An 18,036-nucleotide genomic window follows, 5' to 3' on the forward strand; every position below is an offset into this window, starting at 1 on the left:
AATCAGATAGTAACGAGAACCAACAACGTTAAATCGTTGACCCCTAAGATTAGCAATCGCTAGATATTTATGGATTCCGATTTTTCATTTATCTGATAATTCAATTAGCTGGAGAATAGATATAAACCTATTTCCATGTCTACTTTAGATATGTCTTGGTAGAATGTGGCAATTGCATCTTTTAAACCTTCAGCAGCCAAAATTTCCTCTCTACTGATACGATAAAGATTATCTTCATAAACATTTGTGAATGGAGATTTTTCCGCATCTTGTATACTAAAACATAACGTCCCTTCATTTAGATAAATATGCGCAGATAAAAAACAAGGTGATTCAGTAATCCCTTGGCATCCATTCATGAAAACTGCTAACCAAATATGTTTTTCTTCGTTGTGATTGAGTAAAGCAACCGAAAACTCCGTAGAGTCACCTTTTTCAGTTACGGAAAGCCCCTCTATAAATTTATTCTTATGTTCTTCACCACAATCACATGGGAACCAAAACTCTTCTCTTTCTGTAATTGAAGGCACAAACTTTCCTAGGCGCAGAGCAGTATATTATCCCGCATGTTCAATAACACCGGTTCACTAATTAAAAATAAGCAACCAAACTAGTAATAAAAACAATATTTGTCAAATAGTTAAAGAACTGTTGTCAGCAAAATCTCTCATTGAATCTCGGTTCAGGCGTACATAACTATCTCAAAAAGCTAATCATCACAAATCTCCACAAAAAAGGCCGGAAATCATTCCAGCCTTTTCATAGTTACGAACTTACTTGTAAACAACTAAGAAACAAATACGCGCTCGTTTAGTTGTGCTAGTTGCTCTAACCAACCATCGACAATCACCTTTTTATGAGGCGCTGGCGATACGCCTGCTGGTAGTTCGCCTGCAAGTAGTGATTCAATCGCGATTGCAACTGTTAATGACACCAAACGTGCCATGGCAGAGCCGCGTTCGTTGCCGATTTCATCGATGCCGTAAGCTTGCTTGAATACAGTGTTTTCACCGCTAGGATCTTTAACTTCTAGCTCAACTGATAACACTACGCGATCGGCTTCGCCTTCGTTGTATTGGTATTTGTCCCACAGCTCATCGCTGATGGCTGCAAGTTTCGCCATGCCCTCTTCCCCCGTTAACGTATCAACTTGGGTAAAGAGTTCATCCCACGCTTGTGCCCAGCCGTTTAGGCGCAGCGTGCCACGCACAAATTGCTGAACGTTCCAGCCGTCATCCATGCCGTATTGACCAACAAATGGCACTGAATCACGGTTTGGATAGGCTTGGAAAGTTTCATTAGTGCCATCTGCCAAAGTCACTTGATAGTCTTGCAGCGCTAACCACGGCTTTTCAGTGGTGGCTTGTTCGCCATTTTCAATCCACTGCGCTGGTGATTTTAATGCTTTTAATACGCCTAGCGGTGACCAAGAGAATTTGTATTTAAAATCGTTAGCAACGCTTGGGAAACCGCCACAGTATGAGCGGAAGAAGTGCTGGTTGTCTTTGTTAAAATGCGCTGATGATTGGTAGTCTTCAACTAAGGCATGGGCTAGCAGGTGATCAAGACCCGGATCTAGACCCACTTCATTAACAAAACATAAATCAGCAGCTTTAGCCTTGGCATCTAGCGCCTGCATTTCAGGTGAAATATAGCTGCTTGATACAAAATGCGCGTTGCGGGCTAAACACAGCTCGGCAACTTGTAAATGCATTGTCGCTGGCAGCATAGAAACAACTACATCCCCTGCTGACACCGCTTGCGTTAGCGCGTCCCAATCAAGTTGTTTCACCGCAACGTCACAGCCCATCGCATCAACGGCTTCTTGAGCCTTTGCCAAAGTTCTGTTCCACAAAATTAATGGCTGTGGCGATAAAGCGATTTTTTTAATGCCAGGTAGTGACGACAAACCAGCGCCTAACCAATGAATTGTTTTCATAATCTTCTCTTATTTTTTATTTGTCTTTTTGCTTATGTTAGCTGCTTAAGCTTTTCGTTAAATACGTTGTTTGCGCGCTGCCATACTCCTTGATTCATATCGTTTAATTGCAACAAATGAGGTAGTAATTGTTCACAGAAATCTTCACTCGATTCCACAGGTAGCAGCGACGGTAAATGATCGATAGCGACTAAATCTAATGGACTTTCGCCATCAATTAAACGTAACAATGGCTTATCGAAGGTAGTGCAGCGATCGTAAATCGGCAGTGGGTTGTAATCACCGTAAGGATCACAACTGACATCGCAAATAACCGACAGCTGGCGATTTGCTTGCGTTAACATATCGCTCGTTACAAACGGAGGCAGTGCACTTTGTACGAATATACAATTCACTACAACATCGAACGACAGAATATCTTCAAATGGGCCGCCAGCTTTCGTTTCCTCGATATCCCACTCTGTTACATCGACACCAACGCGCTTGGCAAACTCTACAGCGCCTTTACCGCTGCGTCCTTTCGCGCCAATCACCAACATTTTCGGCGCTGTTTTACTCGCTAACGCGGCTTTAACTTCGTCCACCATTGCCTGTTGGCTAGTGTAAGACGTAAGGGTTCCTAACGCTTCAACATTGTTAGCATCTTGCGCCGCGTATGCTTTTAAAGCCACACCAGCACCCGCAAAGCCTGCCCAGAAACCAAAGGCAGCAACACGGCGACCGTTTTCATCGACGAGGTATTCTAAATCAAACAACTGCCCTTTGCCTTCAACAAAACGATTTAATACGTTTTGCCAACCGCTTTGCTCTTTATAGACATGAGCGAAATGAATATGGCGATGTGACAGCGGCGAGGATAACTCTTCTAATTCTTTTAAGCCGAGGATAATGATGTCGTTATCTTCTAACGACTTCCATTGATGCGCAGGCGCGATATCACAACCTACTTCGCTAAACTTTTGCGCGCTAATAGCGCTTTGCTCAGACTCTTCAACTGTGACTTTAAAGCCTGCGTCAATCAAGGTTTTTGCAATATTGGGTGTTAGCGCAATGCGCTCTTCCATAGGTTTAGTTTCAGCCCTTAACCAGATGTGAGTTTGCATAAAATGTCCTGTCAGAAGCGAATATGATTAGCCTAAATTGGCTAAATTAATAACAAGAACCGTATAGTATACAAAGCAAAATCAACTGTATATAGTATACAAAATTAATTTCAATCATAAGGTCGTCTCATGTCGCAAGACATTATTACTAATCCAATTTCTACTCAGCAAATTGTTGAACTTGTTTTAAAACACTACGGATTAGACGTCACAGCCAAACAATTACCCGGCTATATCGATTTTAATTTCCTCCTAACCAGCAGCGATGGCATGCGATTTATTCTTAAGATTGCAAATGCCGATGAGCCAATGGCCGAGCTGGCGATGCAAAATGCATTAATGAATCATTTACAGCATTCTCCATCTGACAGAGCGCCGAATAAAGAAACAACAAGCAGTTGTGACAGTTTCGAAACGCCGCTGCCGATTAAAACTCGTCAACAGCAAGACATCGTCACCCTATTCGATGAAAATGGCCAGCCTCGCTTTATGCGATTACTGAGTTTTGTTGATGGAGTATTTTTTGCCAACCACTCAAAGATTGGCGAGCGCCAATATCAGCAACTCGGCGCGATGACTGCTCAGCTTTCAAAACAGACGGCGGGTTTTACTCATCCAAGCGCCAATCGCTACTTAGATTGGGATCTCAAACAAGCGCCGCACGTTATCGATAGCAAAATTGATTACCTTAAAGACGATACCCAGCGTGCTCAGATTGAAACTATTCGCGCCATGCTAGCGCAACAGCTAACGCCATTTGACGAAAAACTGCCGCAAGCAGTTATCCACAACGACATTAACGATTATAATTTGCTGCTCGATAGTGCTGAAGAATCAGCGAATATCAGCGGCTTAATTGATTTTGGCGATATGGTACACAGCTACCGTGTTAACGAACTCGCCATTGCCATTACTTATGCGATGCTCGACACCGAAGAACCGCTAAACGTCATAAAAACCATTACTCAAAGTTATCACGAGCACAATCCATTGCTGCCAGTGGAATTGTGGGTGCTGTTTCCACTTATTTGCGCGCGACTCGCCACCAGCGTATGTAACAGCGCGAAAGCGATTTTAGAAGAGCCAGATAACGACTACCTGCTGATTTCAGCAAAACCAGCATGGCGCGCTATCGAAAAATTACTAAGTTTTGATGCTAAAACCATCGGTTTCGAGCTACAGCGTTTGTGTAATATCACACCATTTGCTTCTAATCGTCACGATGACATTATCGCCAAGCGCAAAGAAAACCTCTTTCAAACCTTGAGTATTTCATATCAGCAGCCGCTAATTATCGAGCGCGGCCAAGGCCAATATTTACTCGATGAAAATGATATCGCCTATCTCGATATGGTGAACAACGTGTGTCACGTCGGCCATTGTCACCCGAAAGTGGTTGCCGCAGGCCAAACGCAAATGGCGACACTCAACACCAATACCCGTTATTTGCACCAAAACCTAGTGGACTACTCACAAGCACTTCTAGAGACCATGCCCGATGAACTATCGGTGGTGATGTTTGTAAACTCAGGCAGCGAAGCCAACGAACTGGCGATGCGTTTAATGCAATGCGCCACTGGCTCACAAGAATTGTTAGTGGTGGATGGCGCTTATCACGGCCATACCAACAAAGCGATTGAAATTAGCCCATATAAATTTAACGGTCCCGGCGGTGAAGGTGCGGCAGATAATATTCACATAGTGCCAATGCCAGATCCTTATCGCGGTGAAATCAAAGGCATGAGTGAAGCGTCAGGCCGTCAATATGCACAATATGCGGTCGATAAAATTAATCACCTCAGCAACAGCGGTAAACAGCTTGGCGGCTTTATTTGTGAATCGCTGCAAGGTGTTGGCGGCAACTTAATTATGCCAAATGGCTATTTAAAAACTGTTTATCAAGCAGTGCGCGCCGCTGGCGGCATCTGTATTGCCGATGAAGTACAAGTAGGTTTTGGTCGCGTTGGCAGTCACTGGTGGGCTTTTGAAACTCAAGATGTGGTGCCAGATATCGTCACCCTTGGTAAACCTATCGGTAACGGCCACCCGTTAGCAGCAGTTGTCACCACCAAAGCCATCGCCGATGCCTTTGTTACTGGCATGGAATACTTTAATACCTTTGGTGGTAACCCAGTGTCTTGCGCCATTGGCCATGCGGTACTCGACACCATCAAGTCAGAAAACCTACGAGAGAATGCTCTCGATACAGGTAATTATTTCATGGCGCAGCTACGAGAGCTTGCTGCGACTCAGCCATTAATCGGCGATGTGCGTGGCCTTGGGTTATTTATTGGCGCTGAATTAGTACTCGATGAGCAATTAACGCCAGCGACAGAGCAAGCTAAAGCGCTATGTGAAATATTAAAGCGTCAGCACATTTTACTAAGCCTCGATGGTCCGCATAACAATGTGCTGAAAATCAAGCCGCCGATTGTGTTTAATCGCGCCAATGTAGATTACTTCGTTAGCCAATTAGACTGCGCCCTTAGCAGTTTAAGTGCACAGGAGTAATTTATGACGATAAGCACAGCACCAGCGAAAGATGCGAGCCTATTAGACGCCCTCATCCCTGTTATTTCCTTGGTGCTAATGCTTAGCGCCTCCGTCTATTTGTTTGGCTCTGATAGCTCATCAGGTGCCAATCAAATCGCCCTCATTCTCGCCGCCTGTATTGCGCTCGCGATTAGCGTGAAGAACGGTCATCAGTGGCAAGCCTTAGAACAAGGCATCACCCAATCTATCGCCAGCGCATCGGGCGCATTCCTTATTTTATTTGCCGTTGGCGCATTAATTGGTACGTGGTTACTTAGTGGCACTGTGCCCAGCATGATTTACTACGGCATGAAGCTCCTTAGCCCGCAATATTTCTATGTCGCTAGCTGTGTACTCTGTGCAGTTGTCGCCTTGAGTATCGGCAGTTCATGGACAGTGGCAGGCACCTTGGGCATCGCACTCATTGGCATTGCAGGCGTGCTTAATTTAAGTGTCGAAATTACTGCTGGCGCCATTATTAGTGGCGCTTACTTTGGCGATAAAATGTCGCCGCTATCTGACACCACCAATCTCGCGCCAGCAGTGGCAGGCACCGATATTTTTAAACACATCAAGCACATGCTGTGGACCACCACGCCAAGCATCTTGATTGCGCTGGTTATTTTTTATGTCATAGGCATCAACGCTGAAATATCTGGCGGTAGTTTAGGGGTTGAGACTACCTTGCAGTTGTTAGAGCAAAACTACGATGTCGGCGTACATTTATTGTTTCCGCTGTTAGTGGTGTTAGTACTGGCCTATCGCAAAATGCCCGCCTTCCCCACCATTATTCTCGGCACCATTGCAGGCGCTATTTGCGCCCTTGTTTTCCAATATGACGCCATTATCAAAGGCGTGAGTGATACAACACTTTTACCCGCTGTTGCGGCAATTAAAGGTTTATGGATTGCAATGTTCGATGGCTATGTTGCCAATACTGGCGATAAAGATCTCGACGCCCTGCTAAGTCGCGGCGGCATGAGCAGCATTCTAACCACCATCTGGCTCATTATGTGTGCCATGGCATTTGGCGGCATTATGGAAGTGGGCGGCATGTTAAAACGCTTACTGCAATCAATTCTATCGCTAGTTAACGGCACAACCAGCTTAGTGTTAACCACACTAGCGACCTGTATTGGCACCAACATCATCACGTCAGATCAATACATTGCGATCGTACTGCCGGGTCGGATGCTGAAATTGGAATATGAAAAGTATCAACTCGATACAGTGAATTTAAGCCGCGCCATTGAAGATTCTGCCACTATCACCAGCCCACTAGTGCCGTGGAATACCTGTGGCGCTTACATGGCTGGCGCATTAGGCGTAGCAACTTTTGCGTATCTTCCCTATGCATTTTTCAATTTAATCTGCCCAATTGTCAGTGCAATTTACGCCATAAAGCAATTTAAGATGATGCCGCTAGCCCCACAGGATGTAGTTATGGCTGGTAAAACGCATTAATATCGAAAAACAGCGAGTGCTGAGTGACTTTACCCGACAGCCCATCGGTATTTTCTAGCACGAACTCATCGAAGAATTTACCATCGCGTTCGATGAGTCGCTGCTGCACGATGCGATCATGGGGATAAACGTCATCAATGTATTGATATTCATGCTCCATCGAATAAGCAATCAGCGGATTGTCAATAGAATGACCAATGATGTTGTTAAGCCAATCATCACCATCTAACGATGGCTCTAGCACACTTGGTTTTGTAGGAATATTGTCATCACTCATTGCTCTCTCCTTTGAAAATAGACTTATGACTCTTACTAATAACATTGACGCAGCCATAAAAAAAGCAGCCGAAGCTGCTTAGTTCTAATCTGTAAAGTGTTTCGATAGGCTTACGGCACGGACAATTCCCGCCATTTAGCGTCTTAAATTAGAAATTGACCAATGCAAAAATCAGGGATGATTTTGATTCGTACATTCCCTGTACTCACCTCTTCGAGGTCAGCTAAAGCTGTTAAAGTTTGTTCCAGACAAACTTTTGAGTATTTGCCGCAAGCGACTGCATGGATGCAGGAGGTAGAGCAACGCAGGAGCAGTTGCCGAGATGCGGATCAAATACGATATTGAATAGGCAATTTATGATTTAAGAATCAACGCTAAATCACGGGTCGCCTTTCTTTTGGTTACTTTTCTTTGGCGACGCAAAGAAAAGTAACTGGTGTGCTTTCGCGAATTTCAATTAAGCATTTACATCTTATAAGCACACCAAACCGTGCTCGAATATTCAAATTTTCATTTAACTAACAATAATTAACCTAAGTTATTTTCTTTTCAATAAGCTTATTTTGCCTATGCAAAATAAGCCTTCTTACGCTCGTTGTAATCTTCAACGACAGCGTTGATTACCGCTGCATCAAATTCACGTAAACCACTTAACGCCATTAGTTTTTCGCCACGGCCTACAACCTCATCGCCATCTTTAAAGACAAACTGTAAGATAGCGCGGCCGCGTTTGCCGTTTACTTGTAACTCGGTGTTCGTTACTTCAAGCGTTGGGTTAGCGATGTCTAAGCGATCTAAATCAATCGACATATTCTCGTAAATCACTAATGGGCGCGCTGGATTAATCATCGCGTTTTCTTTTTCCATTAGCGGTACTAAAACGTGTGGGAAAGTATGACCAGAGAATTCTACGTAACGCTGAGCTAGTAATGACGCTAGCTCCGCGTTATCGCTTTTTTCACCGTCGCGATTAATCGATAGATACTCTTTCTCACTGCCATCAATTACTTTGATGTTGGCTGCTTCGTTACATGAAAAATCAAGTTCAATGCCATCGCTTACCATGCCAGAAAAAGTAAATTGCATTTTCTTGCTCACGCCTAATTTGGCTAGCGCAATTGAGAACAATAAGTCACCTGGAACACAGAATTTTTTAGTTTCTACATCATGCAGTGGATTGAAGTCACCCGCGATATCTTTAGCGAAGCTGCTCGCTTGTTCACGCGTAAAAGAAAAAGACGCCCCTGCGCCTTGATTAAAATACTGATTGATATTCATATCTATAAATTGGCCATATAAATTAAAACAAAAGTCAGGCCTCGCATTACGCGCTTAAATATCTAATACCAATCAATAAGTGGGAATAAATTTAAGGCAAAAAAAGAGGCACTAAGCCAAGGCAGCTGTACATTCATCGATGTAATTATCGATAAATGCAAACAGTGTCACCTTGAAAAGTGCCGCTATTTTAACGTATTAGTTAGGGTGTTTTATACACGACGCCAACTGGTAACACCAGCGCTGTCTTCAAGTACAATACCCATTGCTGTTAGCTCATCACGCGCCGCATCGGCAGCTGCCCAATCTTTGCTAGCACGAGCTTCGTTACGCTTAGTGATAAGTGCTTCGATAATCGCTGTTTCATCGTCTTCGCCGCCGCCCTGTAAGAAGGCAACAGGATCTGATTGCAGCACACCTAACACGCTACCAAGCTCAATTAAGATAGCCGCTAACTCGCTTGCTTTATCGCTATCAGTATCTTTAACGCGATTGATTTCTTTCGCCAATTCAAACAACACAGGTAATGCTTCTGGCGTGTTGAAATCATCGTCCATCGCTACTTTGAAGCGGTTAACGTAATCGTTATCCATATCAACATTCGCCGCTGGCGTTACACCGCGCAGTGCCGTGTATAAACGCTCTAACGCGCTGCGACCTTGATGCAGGTTATCTTCTGAGTAGTTCAGCTGACTGCGGTAGTGACCGTTTAGCAAGAAGAAACGAATAGTTTCAGCGTCAAATACTTTTAGCACGTCTTCGATAGTAAAAAAGTTGCCTAACGACTTAGACATTTTTTCTTTGTTCACCTGTACCATGCCAGAATGCATCCACGTATTCACGTAGTTCGTGCCGTGTGCACAACATGATTGCGCTACTTCGTTCTCGTGATGTGGGAAAGTTAAATCACTGCCGCCGCCGTGAATATCGAAGGTTTCACCAAGGTGTTTCGCGTTCATCGCCGAACACTCGATGTGCCAGCCCGGACGACCTTCGCCCCATGGTGATTCCCAGCTTGGCTCTTCTGGTTTAGCCTTCTTCCACAATACGAAATCCATTGGATTACGTTTGTCTTGAACCACGTCGACACGGGCGCCAAGTTGCAGTGCATCTAAATCTTGACCGCTTAACTTGCCGTAATCATCAAAGCTAGGTACAGAAAACAGCACGTCGCCATTGTCAGCCACATAAGCGTGCTCTTTGGCAATTAGCTTTTCGATGATTTCGATGATTTCAGGAATGTGAGTCGATACTTTTGGCTCAACATCGGGTTCAACCATGTTTAGCGACTTGAAGTTACCGTGCATGATCTCGATAAAACGTTCAGTGAGTTCAATAAACGATTCGCCGTTTTCATTGGCACGGGCAATGATTTTGTCATCAACATCGGTAATGTTACGCACGTATTTTACTTCGTAACCGCTAAAGCGCAGGTAACGCACAATAGTATCGAAAAACACGTAAGTACGGCCGTGACCGATGTGACAGTAGTCATAAGTGGTCACTCCACACACATACATGCCAACTTTACCGGGAACAATCGGTTTAAAGACTTCTTTTTGGCGCGTAAGCGTGTTGTAAATAGATAACATTGGGAGTGTATTCCTTGAGACTAACAATTAAAGACGGTGAGTTTATCAGTTGCGCCAAAACAGCTCAATACATTGGCGCACTGGCGCTTAAAGATTAACGAAAAACCATCACTAACTCGCAATTTAGTTCTAATTTTAAGCCTTTGCTTTGCCATTAGTGCTAAACAAGGTAAAATCGCGCCAATTCAAACACACTAATACAGGTTAATTTCATGATCTTAATGACCACTAACTTCGGTGATATCAAAATCGAAACATTCGCAGAACAAGCACCAAAAACTGTATCAAACTTCGAAAAATACGTTAAAGAAGGTTTCTACGACGGTACTATCTTCCACCGCGTAATCGATGGTTTCATGGTTCAAGGCGGCGGCATGGAAAGCGGCATGTTAGAAAAAGACACAGTAACTTGTGTTGAAAACGAAGCAAACAACGGTCTTAAAAATGAAATCGGTACGCTAGCAATGGCACGTACTCAAGATCCTCATTCAGCAAGCTCACAGTTTTTCATCAACGTTAGCAACAACAACTTCCTAGATTTCACTAGCGAGTCTGTGCAAGGTTGGGGTTACTGTGTATTCGCTAAAGTTGTTGAAGGTATGGACGTTGTTGACAAGATCAAGAAAGTTGAGACTGGCAACCGTGGTTACCACCAAGACGTTCCATTAGATGAAGTAGTTATCGAGAAAGTATCTTTCATCGACTAATTCGTCATTAGGGTTAAGCTTTCGCTTAGCCCTTTTTGTTTGCACTGCCAATTTTCACAATTACTAAGCAAGGTTCTTCCGTTCAATGAGCAAAACGCTATTTATTGCTGATTTACACCTCCATCGCGATCGCACAGACATTACCGATCTTTTTTGTCACTTCTTGCGTAACGACGCCGTTGGTTGTGATGCACTTTATATCTTAGGTGACTTATTTGAAGTGTGGTTTGGCGATGATAATCCGTGTCCGATGATCAAGCACGTGAGCGAGCGCCTTAAAGAGCTTAACGATACTGGCGTGCCAATTTACTACATTCACGGCAACCGCGACTTCACTATTGGCAAACGTTTTTGCAAACAAAGCGGCATGATTTTATTGCCAGAGCACAAGGTCATTGATTTATACGGCACACCAACGCTGATTATGCACGGCGATAGCCTATGTACTCGCGATGTTGCATATCAAAAGTTTAGAAAGCGCAGTCGTAACCCTATTGTTAAGTTCTTACTGCTATCACTGCCTTTTGCGATGCGAAAGAAGATTGCGGGCGATATTCGCAGCAAATCAAAATCATCTAACAAGCAATTAACGCTTGAGATTATGGATGTGACGCAAAGTGAAGTAGAAAAAGACATGACTGATAACGGCGTGCAACTGCTCATTCACGGTCACACTCACCGCCCTGATCGTCATCATTTTGAGCTTAACGGCAAGCCAGCCGAGCGCATCGTGCTTGGTGACTGGTACGAACAAGGCTCGTCACTTGTTGTAACACCAGATGGCATGTCGCTCGAAAACCAAGCATTTATTTCACCCAAAGTTGAAGATTAAAATTTAATTTGGACTTTGGGGAACCCCTTGGCTATTATGCCCTCCAAGTTGAGTACTAACGACGTTATTTATTTGAGGAAACATGAGTTTAAAATCTGTATCACAAGCGCTGCTAATCGCATCACTAACATTGACCTTGCCAGCGTGTTCTTTTGTCGATTGGTTGGTATACAAACAAGACAAACCTCAAGGTAACTTCTTAGAGCAAAAAGACATCGACAAACTCCGTGTTCAAATGACCAAAGAGCAAGTAGCCTTCATCATCGGTCGCCCAGTGGTTGACGATGTTTACGGCGGCGACAAATGGCGCTACGTTTACCACTTTAAATCAGGTCGTAACGCAGCAATCACCTACCGCGAGCTAATCTTAAACTTTAAAGATAATAAGTTAGTTGATATGACAGGTGACTACACACCAAACGACGCGTTTAACACGCCAATCGCTGAATAAACTGTCTTAACTTACAAACACAAAAAGGCCGCGCTTAGATAATAAGCGCGGCCTTTTTAATGAAACTAACTTTTTATAAATTGACGGTGACTTCGCCAGTATTCGAATTATAAAAAATTGTATAACTCGGTTCAGCAACATATTCATAAGTACAGGTGCTAGCACTATACCTTGCTCGATAATCCTCAGAGTCATTGCTATTAACAGTAGCGCCCTGCGTATCCATTACTGAATTCCAAACATCGATGCAGTCATTTGTGCTATTCATCGTTAAGCTCGTACCTCGACTATCAGCCGGATAGCCAAAACTATTCACCGACAAGTGCCTATGATTTGGATTCGTCGACGAAACAATCTGGTTGGCATCCTTAATAAAATCTTGTACTGCCTGCCCGTTGCCTCGAAGTTGCCACGCTAAATGAACTTGATCGACACCCGCTTTAAATGCAGCTCCCACACCTTTTATTGTCGCTTGTTGTGCTTCATCCCGCACATCAACAAATTTAGGCGCTGCAACAACAGCTAAAATGCCTAAAATAATAATAACGACAATCAATTCAATTAACGTAAAACCGCGTTGGCGCTGTAACATAATTAACTCACCGTAATCCCTGTAAAACCTATGTATAAAGTATAGACCTTGATTAGTCCTTTTTTCTTACCTGATTGACACGACCACCTGTCACTTTATCTGCGCGCCCTTCTGCAACAGCTTTCTCTGCACGACGCAAGCGAGCCGCTTTAGGGTCGGCGATTAACGGGCGATAAATCTCAATGCGATCGCCATCGCGACAAGTGTCAGTCAGCTTAGCCGTGCGATTAAACACGCCAACCTTTGGTTTGGTAAAATCAAAATCGAGAAAATACTTATCGATGCCTGACTTGGCAATAATCTCGCTAATCGTCGATTCGCTATCAACCGACAATTCAATAATCTTTTGTTTTTGTGGCGTGGCAAAAGCCACCAATACATTAATTTGCTCACTCATAAACACGTTTCGCTCGTTCGCTAAAGGCCGTAACCATATTGCCTGCTAGTTCTTTAAAAATCTTTCCAAACGCCAACTCAGCCAATTTATTATCAAACTCAAATTCTAAATCTAAGCTGACTTTACACGCATTGTCATCCAGTGCTAAAAACGACCAACCACCTTGTAATAACTTAAACGGACCGTCCACCAGCTGCATATCAACGCGCTGATTCTCAAGCAGTGTATTGCGCGTCGTAAAGGTTTTCTTAATCCCCGCCTTTGATACATCAACGCTCGCCACCATCACATTGCCATCAAACGATACAACACGCGCACCAACACAACCGGGTAAAAACTGCGGATAAGACGCAACATCATTAACTAAATCATACATTTGCTGCGCGCTAAACATCACCAGCGCACTACGGTTTACTTGAGGCATAACTCTTCCTTTACAAAATCGGCGCTATCATATCACAAGCGCCCTTAAATACTCATACCTAAGCGGATACAAATACTTAACAGCTAACAACTTCTAATGTCTTCGCTTGCTTGCCGCTGTGATCTTGGTAAACTTAGCCACAATTTCAGCGTCGCAACACTTCTTGATTCATTAGTTTTCATTTCACGCGACCTCATCAGTTAAGAGTTAAATCAGATGGCAAAAAACAAAGGCAACAAGAAAACCAGTCCGGGTAATATTGCCAAAAATAAAAAGGCGCATTTCGAATACGCCATTTCAGAAAAAACCGAAGCAGGTCTTGAGCTACAAGGCTGGGAAGTAAAATCAATGCGCACTGGCAAGGTCAACATGACTGAAGCCTACTGTATTGTGCAAAATAACGAGATTTTACTGCTTGGTTGTCACATCACACCGCTCAACACCGCATCGACACACGTATTTTGCGATCCAGAGCGGCCGCGTCGCCTGCTGCTTAATCGCCGTGAAATCGACAAGCTGAAAGGTTTAGTCGATCGCCAAGGTTTCGCCATCGTTGCCATCAGCCTCTACTGGAAAGGCCCATGGGCAAAAGTTGAAATCGGTTTAGGTAAAGGTAAACAAGCCCACGACAAGCGCGACGACACCAAACAGCGCGACTGGGAACGTGAAAAATCACGTGTCATGAAAGATTCACTGCGCTAATAACTTAGCGCACTATCGATTAATTACTTGCGACTAATTGCTTGATATTCCATCAAGTAATTAAGTCACTGGTTGCTCAATGCGCCAAGCGCGCGTAGAATAGCCATTATCGCTTTGGGGGCGATTCAGGATTCGACGGGATTCTCGAAACCCAAGGTGCATGCCGAGGGGCGGTTGGCCTCGTAAAAAGCCGCACTTAAATCTATTCGCAAACGACGAACAGTACTCTCTAGCCGCTTAGGCCGCTAGCTTTCCACCCACGTGTGCTTGTGCGCTGGGATTCGGAAAGTCACACTACACAGGATCGCGTGGAAACTTCGTCTGTAGTTGAAGCGTTAAAATTTAATCAGGCTCGCCAATATCAATCCTGTCTGTCGGAGTGATTGCGGTTAACCTAAAGACATGACTAAGCATGTAGGACCGAGGATGTAGGTTTTTCGGACGCGGGTTCAATTCCCGCCGCCTCCACCACATTCGGGTCTGTTACCGCAGACCTTAAAAAGGGGCTAATCAGTTTTCTGATTAGCCCCTTTTTTAATTCTCGAATTTTGATTGTTCGTGGAAATATACTTACAGAGTAATGGGTGCCTATTTTCATTTCAAATCTTTATTTCATCTTCTACTCTTAGATAGTTCCTGATTCACATTGCTGTTTTCGCAAATTATATTCCTCAATCAAAGGTGTTTTTAAATCAACTACAACGATATCTGATACTCCAATTCCTGTATCAACTTCTTGAATCCAAATAGAGATATTATCTTCATCTATTTTTCTGTTTAGCATATAACTTTTACCAGCCTCAAAATTCACTTTGAAATGCGCAAAAGCCTCCCTTTTACTGTTGGGAATATCCCGTCTGAAAACTCTAGCTTTAACCCATAGCTTATGCTCACCTGCAATGTACTGTTTTGGCTGAGTCCAAGTTATCGGCTTATTTTTAAAACACATTAGATGAACATACTCTAATTGCCGCCCTTTATCTCTTTTGAAATTCTCAAATCTGAAGTGTTCTTCTTTTATCTGTGCTTTGATTGGCAATAAGGAACAGCCAGAAAGTATAAAACTAAAAAAGCCTGTCAGTATTAATGTCAATTTTTTCATAATTTTTCCGTATTAGATTAGCATCAAACAGCTTGGGTGAAAATTTGTGCCTGTCCCTTTTTTTCGCATTCACCTACCGAACGGCAACATTTAATATGAACAATATTCCCACTTAACTCTTCGTTCGACTTAAGAACCACTTCCATTTCATTTACACTCAATGCTACAAGATATTATTTCATGTTATTCCTTTAATTTTTAATAGCGTTATATTGATTACTTTCAAGCGCAGTAATCAATATAGTCTTCACACTAGCTTCCAATTCAAATACCAATCAGGAGACTAAATTCAATTAATTTGGACTTGAATTATATCCCCGCCGATAACGAATCAAGACTCCATTTTATTAATCAAATTGACCTCACCATAATGAATTAAATATTTCTAAATGGACAGTGAGAGCTAGTAATCTCTACACTCAAATTTTTTCTCGTAGTCATTGATTTCATTCCAAATGCAGAATCCGATTTATGCTCACAAGGGCCAATAATTATCTCTTTAATGTTTTTCAGTTCAATTGGATATTTAATATAAGGGACAACCGTTCCTATTGCACTAATTCTAAAACAATCTTCTCTAGTGCTTTCCACCATAAAAGAATCAGCTTTCTCATCTAATTTAGGATGAAACTCGTTCCTTGCCTCATAATAATCAAACGACTCATCGCCATTGATCGTAAACCCCTGTAAACAAGATGTAATAAACCTTACTTCCTTTTCATCCTTAAACTTTTCATTCTTGTATGAAGCAAAAAAAAACAAAGCTGCCTCGCATAACTCAAAACTAGTTACCCCAAAAAATCTAGAGTATTTTTCATCACTCCACCCATCAATATAACGATCGAAGCATTCAATAATAATTGACGCTAGTTCGTTAACTAATTCATCGATAACCTCATCTTTATCCGTAAAATACTTCACATCTACAAGCTCTGAAGTTGTATTAGCTATAATTAGTTTGTTATCCGTAAAACTATCTCTTTCAAAATTCAAACAGTAAGATGTATTCCCACCTCCGTAAGTTAGCCAATGCGCCAGGTTATCCCTCTCCGTCGTGAAAGAAGTAATATAAAAAGCTGCATTCATAGCGTATTTTTCAAGCATATTTTCTAATTCAGATAACAAGCTCTTCGACGTTTCCTCGAAACGCTTGTGCTTTTCATTAACTTTTATAATGGTCTTCTGCGTAATTAATTCATAATTATCAACAGTTACGTTATAAGCTTCCTTTATCTCTTTCGTGTCATTCATAAATCTAAAGTGAGTTGACCATAGATTGCTCTGTTCAACTATTCCAAGCAACCCATGTCCACTTGTATAGTGATACAAATTATTTTCCATCGTTTTTACTTTCCCTACATATTTGTATTGAGACAAATACGCTACAACCAAATACAAATCAAGTGAAATGATCAATAATTTGTGACACTCATAATTATCTCTTTGAATTATTGAGACTAACTCTGCTGTCGTATCTAAAATCCAATTTTATAGAGCAAAAGAAGCTCGTCTCTATTCCAGAATTAGCATCAATAAAGCCTTAATGTAATATGTTGTTCTGCCTACATATTGACGACAAAACTCCGCTCAAATAAACTTGCGCCAAAACATCTCAGTAATTCGGTTTTTTGAGATAATTGAAGGTAAAGTTGTGATTCTTGTTCCCCTGCATCCACCACATTCAGGTTTGTTATCACAGACCTTACAAAGCCCTACCATGTTAATTGGCGGGGCTTTATTTTGAGCTAAATGAATTGACAGGATAATCAGTGACAACACAACAAGTTTTGAACGCAGTTTTACTAGCAACTGCGACCTTCGCGATATCAACAGCGCATGGATTTACCCCAACACCACACAACAATCAAAAGATAGAATCTTTTAGCCAAGCCAAAAAGAAGCTCCTAGCTAACGTCTATAACGACCATCGCACAACCTTATATTGTGGCGCTTCTTTTAACGGTAAAAAGCAGGTAGTCGATTACAAAGGCTACACCAGCTCAAAGTATAAAAAGCGCGCCAAGCGAATTGAATGGGAACACGTGGTGCCAGCAGAAAACTTCGGCCGCGCTTTTGCTGCTTGGCGCGAAGGTGATGCGCAATGTGTGAACAGTAAGGGCAAGAAATACAAAGGTCGTCGCTGCGCCAATAAAGCCAGTAAAGAATATCGTCTGATGCAAGCTGACATGTATAACCTATTCCCCGCTATTGGCGCTGTAAACGCCTATCGCAGTAATTTTAACTTTGTAATGCAGCCGCAGGAAAAGTCTGACTTTGGTGCTTGTGATATGCGCATCGAAAACAAAAAAGCGCAACCACCTAAAGAGGCGCGTGGACGAATAGCTCGCACCTACCTCTACATGGACAGCGCCTACAAACATTTCAAAATGAGCCGTGCGCAGCGACAATTGATGCAAGCGTGGGACAAACAATTCCCGACATCATCGTGGGAATGTCAACGTTATCAGCGCATCAAAAAGATCCAGCTCAACGAAAACGACATCATGCAACAGCGCTGTGCGGCTTAAATACTTTAATGATAATTTGGAACGTCCTTAACTATCCCATAATTTGCCTTCTTTACATTTGACTCTGGTGTCGCATACTTTTAAAAGTATGCGCTTTAGTATTTCGAGTATCTATA

The 18,036-nt window shown here is 42.7% G+C and carries 18 protein-coding genes and 1 other RNA gene; 8 read left to right on the forward strand and 11 right to left on the reverse strand.

The window, feature by feature from the left end:
• Window positions 1-104: 104 nt before the first annotated feature.
• The 3 genes from MHM98_RS12085 to MHM98_RS12095 form a co-directional block, all read right to left on the reverse strand.
• Entirely contained in the window at window positions 105-530 is a 426-nt protein-coding gene (locus MHM98_RS12085) for a hypothetical protein (RefSeq protein ID WP_239439580.1), read from the reverse strand.
• Between the two features lie 257 nt (window positions 531-787).
• Window positions 788-1,939 carry a saccharopine dehydrogenase C-terminal domain-containing protein gene (locus tag MHM98_RS12090; RefSeq protein ID WP_239439581.1) on the reverse strand — a complete coding sequence of 384 codons (1,152 nt, stop codon included), beginning with the start codon at window positions 1,937-1,939 and terminating at the stop codon, window positions 788-790.
• Window positions 1,940-1,971: 32 nt separating this feature from the next.
• Window positions 1,972-3,042 (reverse strand): saccharopine dehydrogenase, encoded by a 1,071-nt coding sequence (locus MHM98_RS12095; RefSeq protein ID WP_239439582.1) that lies wholly within the window; start codon window positions 3,040-3,042, stop codon window positions 1,972-1,974.
• Between the two features lie 129 nt (window positions 3,043-3,171).
• On the opposite strand from MHM98_RS12095, the gene MHM98_RS12100 reads away from it, so the two are divergent.
• A complete protein-coding gene (locus tag MHM98_RS12100) occupies window positions 3,172-5,553 on the forward strand; it encodes an aminotransferase class III-fold pyridoxal phosphate-dependent enzyme (protein ID WP_239439583.1) in 2,382 nt (793 codons plus the stop codon).
• A gap of 3 nt (window positions 5,554-5,556) precedes the next feature.
• Window positions 5,557-7,038, forward strand: a complete 1,482-nt coding sequence (gene nhaC / locus MHM98_RS12105) for a Na+/H+ antiporter NhaC (protein ID WP_239439584.1) — start codon at window positions 5,557-5,559, stop codon at window positions 7,036-7,038.
• Here nhaC and MHM98_RS12110 read toward each other — a convergent pair.
• From MHM98_RS12110 to cysS, 3 genes are all read right to left on the reverse strand, one after another.
• The gene (locus MHM98_RS12110) at window positions 7,016-7,315 is read right to left on the reverse strand and encodes a hypothetical protein (protein WP_239439586.1); all 300 of its coding nucleotides are present in this window, start codon (window positions 7,313-7,315) and stop codon (window positions 7,016-7,018) included. The two genes, nhaC and MHM98_RS12110, sit on opposite strands and share 23 nt — an antisense overlap.
• A 567-nt stretch (window positions 7,316-7,882) precedes the next feature.
• A complete protein-coding gene (locus tag MHM98_RS12115; protein ID WP_239439587.1) occupies window positions 7,883-8,593 on the reverse strand; it encodes a DUF3581 family protein in 711 nt (236 codons plus the stop codon).
• 212 nt (window positions 8,594-8,805) lie between these two features.
• The gene (gene cysS, locus MHM98_RS12120) at window positions 8,806-10,185 is read right to left on the reverse strand and encodes a cysteine--tRNA ligase (RefSeq protein WP_239439588.1); all 1,380 of its coding nucleotides are present in this window, start codon (window positions 10,183-10,185) and stop codon (window positions 8,806-8,808) included.
• Between the two features lie 212 nt (window positions 10,186-10,397).
• Between cysS and MHM98_RS12125 the strand changes: the two genes are divergently transcribed.
• From MHM98_RS12125 to bamE, 3 genes are all read left to right on the forward strand, one after another.
• Window positions 10,398-10,892 carry a peptidylprolyl isomerase gene (locus MHM98_RS12125; protein ID WP_239439589.1) on the forward strand — a complete coding sequence of 165 codons (495 nt, stop codon included), beginning with the start codon at window positions 10,398-10,400 and terminating at the stop codon, window positions 10,890-10,892.
• 85 nt (window positions 10,893-10,977) lie between these two features.
• Window positions 10,978-11,724 carry a UDP-2,3-diacylglucosamine diphosphatase gene (gene lpxH / locus MHM98_RS12130; protein ID WP_239439590.1) on the forward strand — a complete coding sequence of 249 codons (747 nt, stop codon included), beginning with the start codon at window positions 10,978-10,980 and terminating at the stop codon, window positions 11,722-11,724.
• Window positions 11,725-11,806: 82 nt separating this feature from the next.
• Window positions 11,807-12,175 carry an outer membrane protein assembly factor BamE gene (gene bamE, locus MHM98_RS12135; RefSeq protein ID WP_239439591.1) on the forward strand — a complete coding sequence of 123 codons (369 nt, stop codon included), beginning with the start codon at window positions 11,807-11,809 and terminating at the stop codon, window positions 12,173-12,175.
• Between the two features lie 73 nt (window positions 12,176-12,248).
• On the opposite strand, the gene MHM98_RS18815 is transcribed toward bamE, so the two are convergent.
• From MHM98_RS18815 to MHM98_RS12150, 3 genes are read right to left on the reverse strand one after another with little or no spacing between them, the layout of a single operon-like run.
• Window positions 12,249-12,767 carry a prepilin-type N-terminal cleavage/methylation domain-containing protein gene (locus MHM98_RS18815; RefSeq protein WP_275441545.1) on the reverse strand — a complete coding sequence of 173 codons (519 nt, stop codon included), beginning with the start codon at window positions 12,765-12,767 and terminating at the stop codon, window positions 12,249-12,251.
• Between the two features lie 52 nt (window positions 12,768-12,819).
• Complete coding sequence (locus tag MHM98_RS12145; protein ID WP_239439592.1) at window positions 12,820-13,164, reverse strand: RnfH family protein; 345 nt, start codon at window positions 13,162-13,164, stop codon at window positions 12,820-12,822.
• The gene (locus tag MHM98_RS12150) at window positions 13,157-13,588 is read right to left on the reverse strand and encodes an SRPBCC family protein (protein ID WP_239439593.1); all 432 of its coding nucleotides are present in this window, start codon (window positions 13,586-13,588) and stop codon (window positions 13,157-13,159) included. The genes MHM98_RS12145 and MHM98_RS12150 overlap by 8 nt, the downstream gene beginning before the upstream one ends.
• Before the next feature lie 216 nt (window positions 13,589-13,804).
• Here MHM98_RS12150 and smpB point away from each other — a divergent pair, with 216 nt between their 5' ends.
• Together smpB and ssrA are read left to right on the forward strand one after the other, a co-directional pair.
• On the forward strand, window positions 13,805-14,290 hold the full coding sequence (gene smpB / locus MHM98_RS12155; RefSeq protein ID WP_239439594.1) for an SsrA-binding protein SmpB: 486 nt from the start codon (window positions 13,805-13,807) through the stop codon (window positions 14,288-14,290).
• Between the two features lie 116 nt (window positions 14,291-14,406).
• Window positions 14,407-14,761: a transfer-messenger RNA gene (gene ssrA, locus MHM98_RS12160) on the forward strand.
• A 154-nt stretch (window positions 14,762-14,915) separates the two neighbouring features.
• On the opposite strand, the gene MHM98_RS12165 is transcribed toward ssrA, so the two are convergent.
• Together MHM98_RS12165 and MHM98_RS12170 are read right to left on the reverse strand one after the other, a co-directional pair.
• Window positions 14,916-15,392 (reverse strand): hypothetical protein, encoded by a 477-nt coding sequence (locus MHM98_RS12165; protein WP_239439596.1) that lies wholly within the window; start codon window positions 15,390-15,392, stop codon window positions 14,916-14,918.
• Between the two features lie 375 nt (window positions 15,393-15,767).
• Entirely contained in the window at window positions 15,768-16,733 is a 966-nt protein-coding gene (locus MHM98_RS12170) for a DUF2971 domain-containing protein (RefSeq protein WP_239439598.1), read from the reverse strand.
• Between the two features lie 482 nt (window positions 16,734-17,215).
• Here MHM98_RS12170 and MHM98_RS12175 point away from each other — a divergent pair, with 482 nt between their 5' ends.
• Entirely contained in the window at window positions 17,216-17,920 is a 705-nt protein-coding gene (locus MHM98_RS12175) for an endonuclease (protein WP_239439717.1), read from the forward strand.
• The last annotated feature ends 116 nt before the right edge of the window (window positions 17,921-18,036 follow it).

Origin of the sequence: Psychrobium sp. MM17-31 (assembly GCF_022347785.1) — a bacterium.
Lineage (GTDB): Bacteria > Pseudomonadota > Gammaproteobacteria > Enterobacterales > Psychrobiaceae > Psychrobium.

Excerpts from the sequence above, each read along its gene's own strand:
- MHM98_RS12090 (WP_239439581.1), bottom strand. The coding sequence starts at position 1,939 with ATGAAAACAATTCATTGGTTAGGCGCTGGTTTGTCGTCACTACCTGGC.
- MHM98_RS12095 (WP_239439582.1), bottom strand. The coding sequence starts at position 3,042 with ATGCAAACTCACATCTGGTTAAGGGCTGAAACTAAACCTATGGAAGAG.
- MHM98_RS12100 (WP_239439583.1), top strand. The coding sequence starts at position 3,172 with ATGTCGCAAGACATTATTACTAATCCAATTTCTACTCAGCAAATTGTT.
- nhaC (WP_239439584.1), top strand. The coding sequence starts at position 5,557 with ATGACGATAAGCACAGCACCAGCGAAAGATGCGAGCCTATTAGACGCC.
- MHM98_RS12110 (WP_239439586.1), bottom strand. The coding sequence starts at position 7,315 with ATGAGTGATGACAATATTCCTACAAAACCAAGTGTGCTAGAGCCATCG.
- MHM98_RS12115 (WP_239439587.1), bottom strand. The coding sequence starts at position 8,593 with ATGAATATCAATCAGTATTTTAATCAAGGCGCAGGGGCGTCTTTTTCT.
- cysS (WP_239439588.1), bottom strand. The coding sequence starts at position 10,185 with ATGTTATCTATTTACAACACGCTTACGCGCCAAAAAGAAGTCTTTAAA.
- MHM98_RS12125 (WP_239439589.1), top strand. The coding sequence starts at position 10,398 with ATGATCTTAATGACCACTAACTTCGGTGATATCAAAATCGAAACATTC.
- lpxH (WP_239439590.1), top strand. The coding sequence starts at position 10,978 with ATGAGCAAAACGCTATTTATTGCTGATTTACACCTCCATCGCGATCGC.
- bamE (WP_239439591.1), top strand. The coding sequence starts at position 11,807 with ATGAGTTTAAAATCTGTATCACAAGCGCTGCTAATCGCATCACTAACA.
- MHM98_RS18815 (WP_275441545.1), bottom strand. The coding sequence starts at position 12,767 with ATGTTACAGCGCCAACGCGGTTTTACGTTAATTGAATTGATTGTCGTT.
- MHM98_RS12145 (WP_239439592.1), bottom strand. The coding sequence starts at position 13,164 with ATGAGTGAGCAAATTAATGTATTGGTGGCTTTTGCCACGCCACAAAAA.
- MHM98_RS12150 (WP_239439593.1), bottom strand. The coding sequence starts at position 13,588 with ATGCCTCAAGTAAACCGTAGTGCGCTGGTGATGTTTAGCGCGCAGCAA.
- smpB (WP_239439594.1), top strand. The coding sequence starts at position 13,805 with ATGGCAAAAAACAAAGGCAACAAGAAAACCAGTCCGGGTAATATTGCC.
- MHM98_RS12165 (WP_239439596.1), bottom strand. The coding sequence starts at position 15,392 with ATGAAAAAATTGACATTAATACTGACAGGCTTTTTTAGTTTTATACTT.
- MHM98_RS12170 (WP_239439598.1), bottom strand. The coding sequence starts at position 16,733 with ATGGAAAATAATTTGTATCACTATACAAGTGGACATGGGTTGCTTGGA.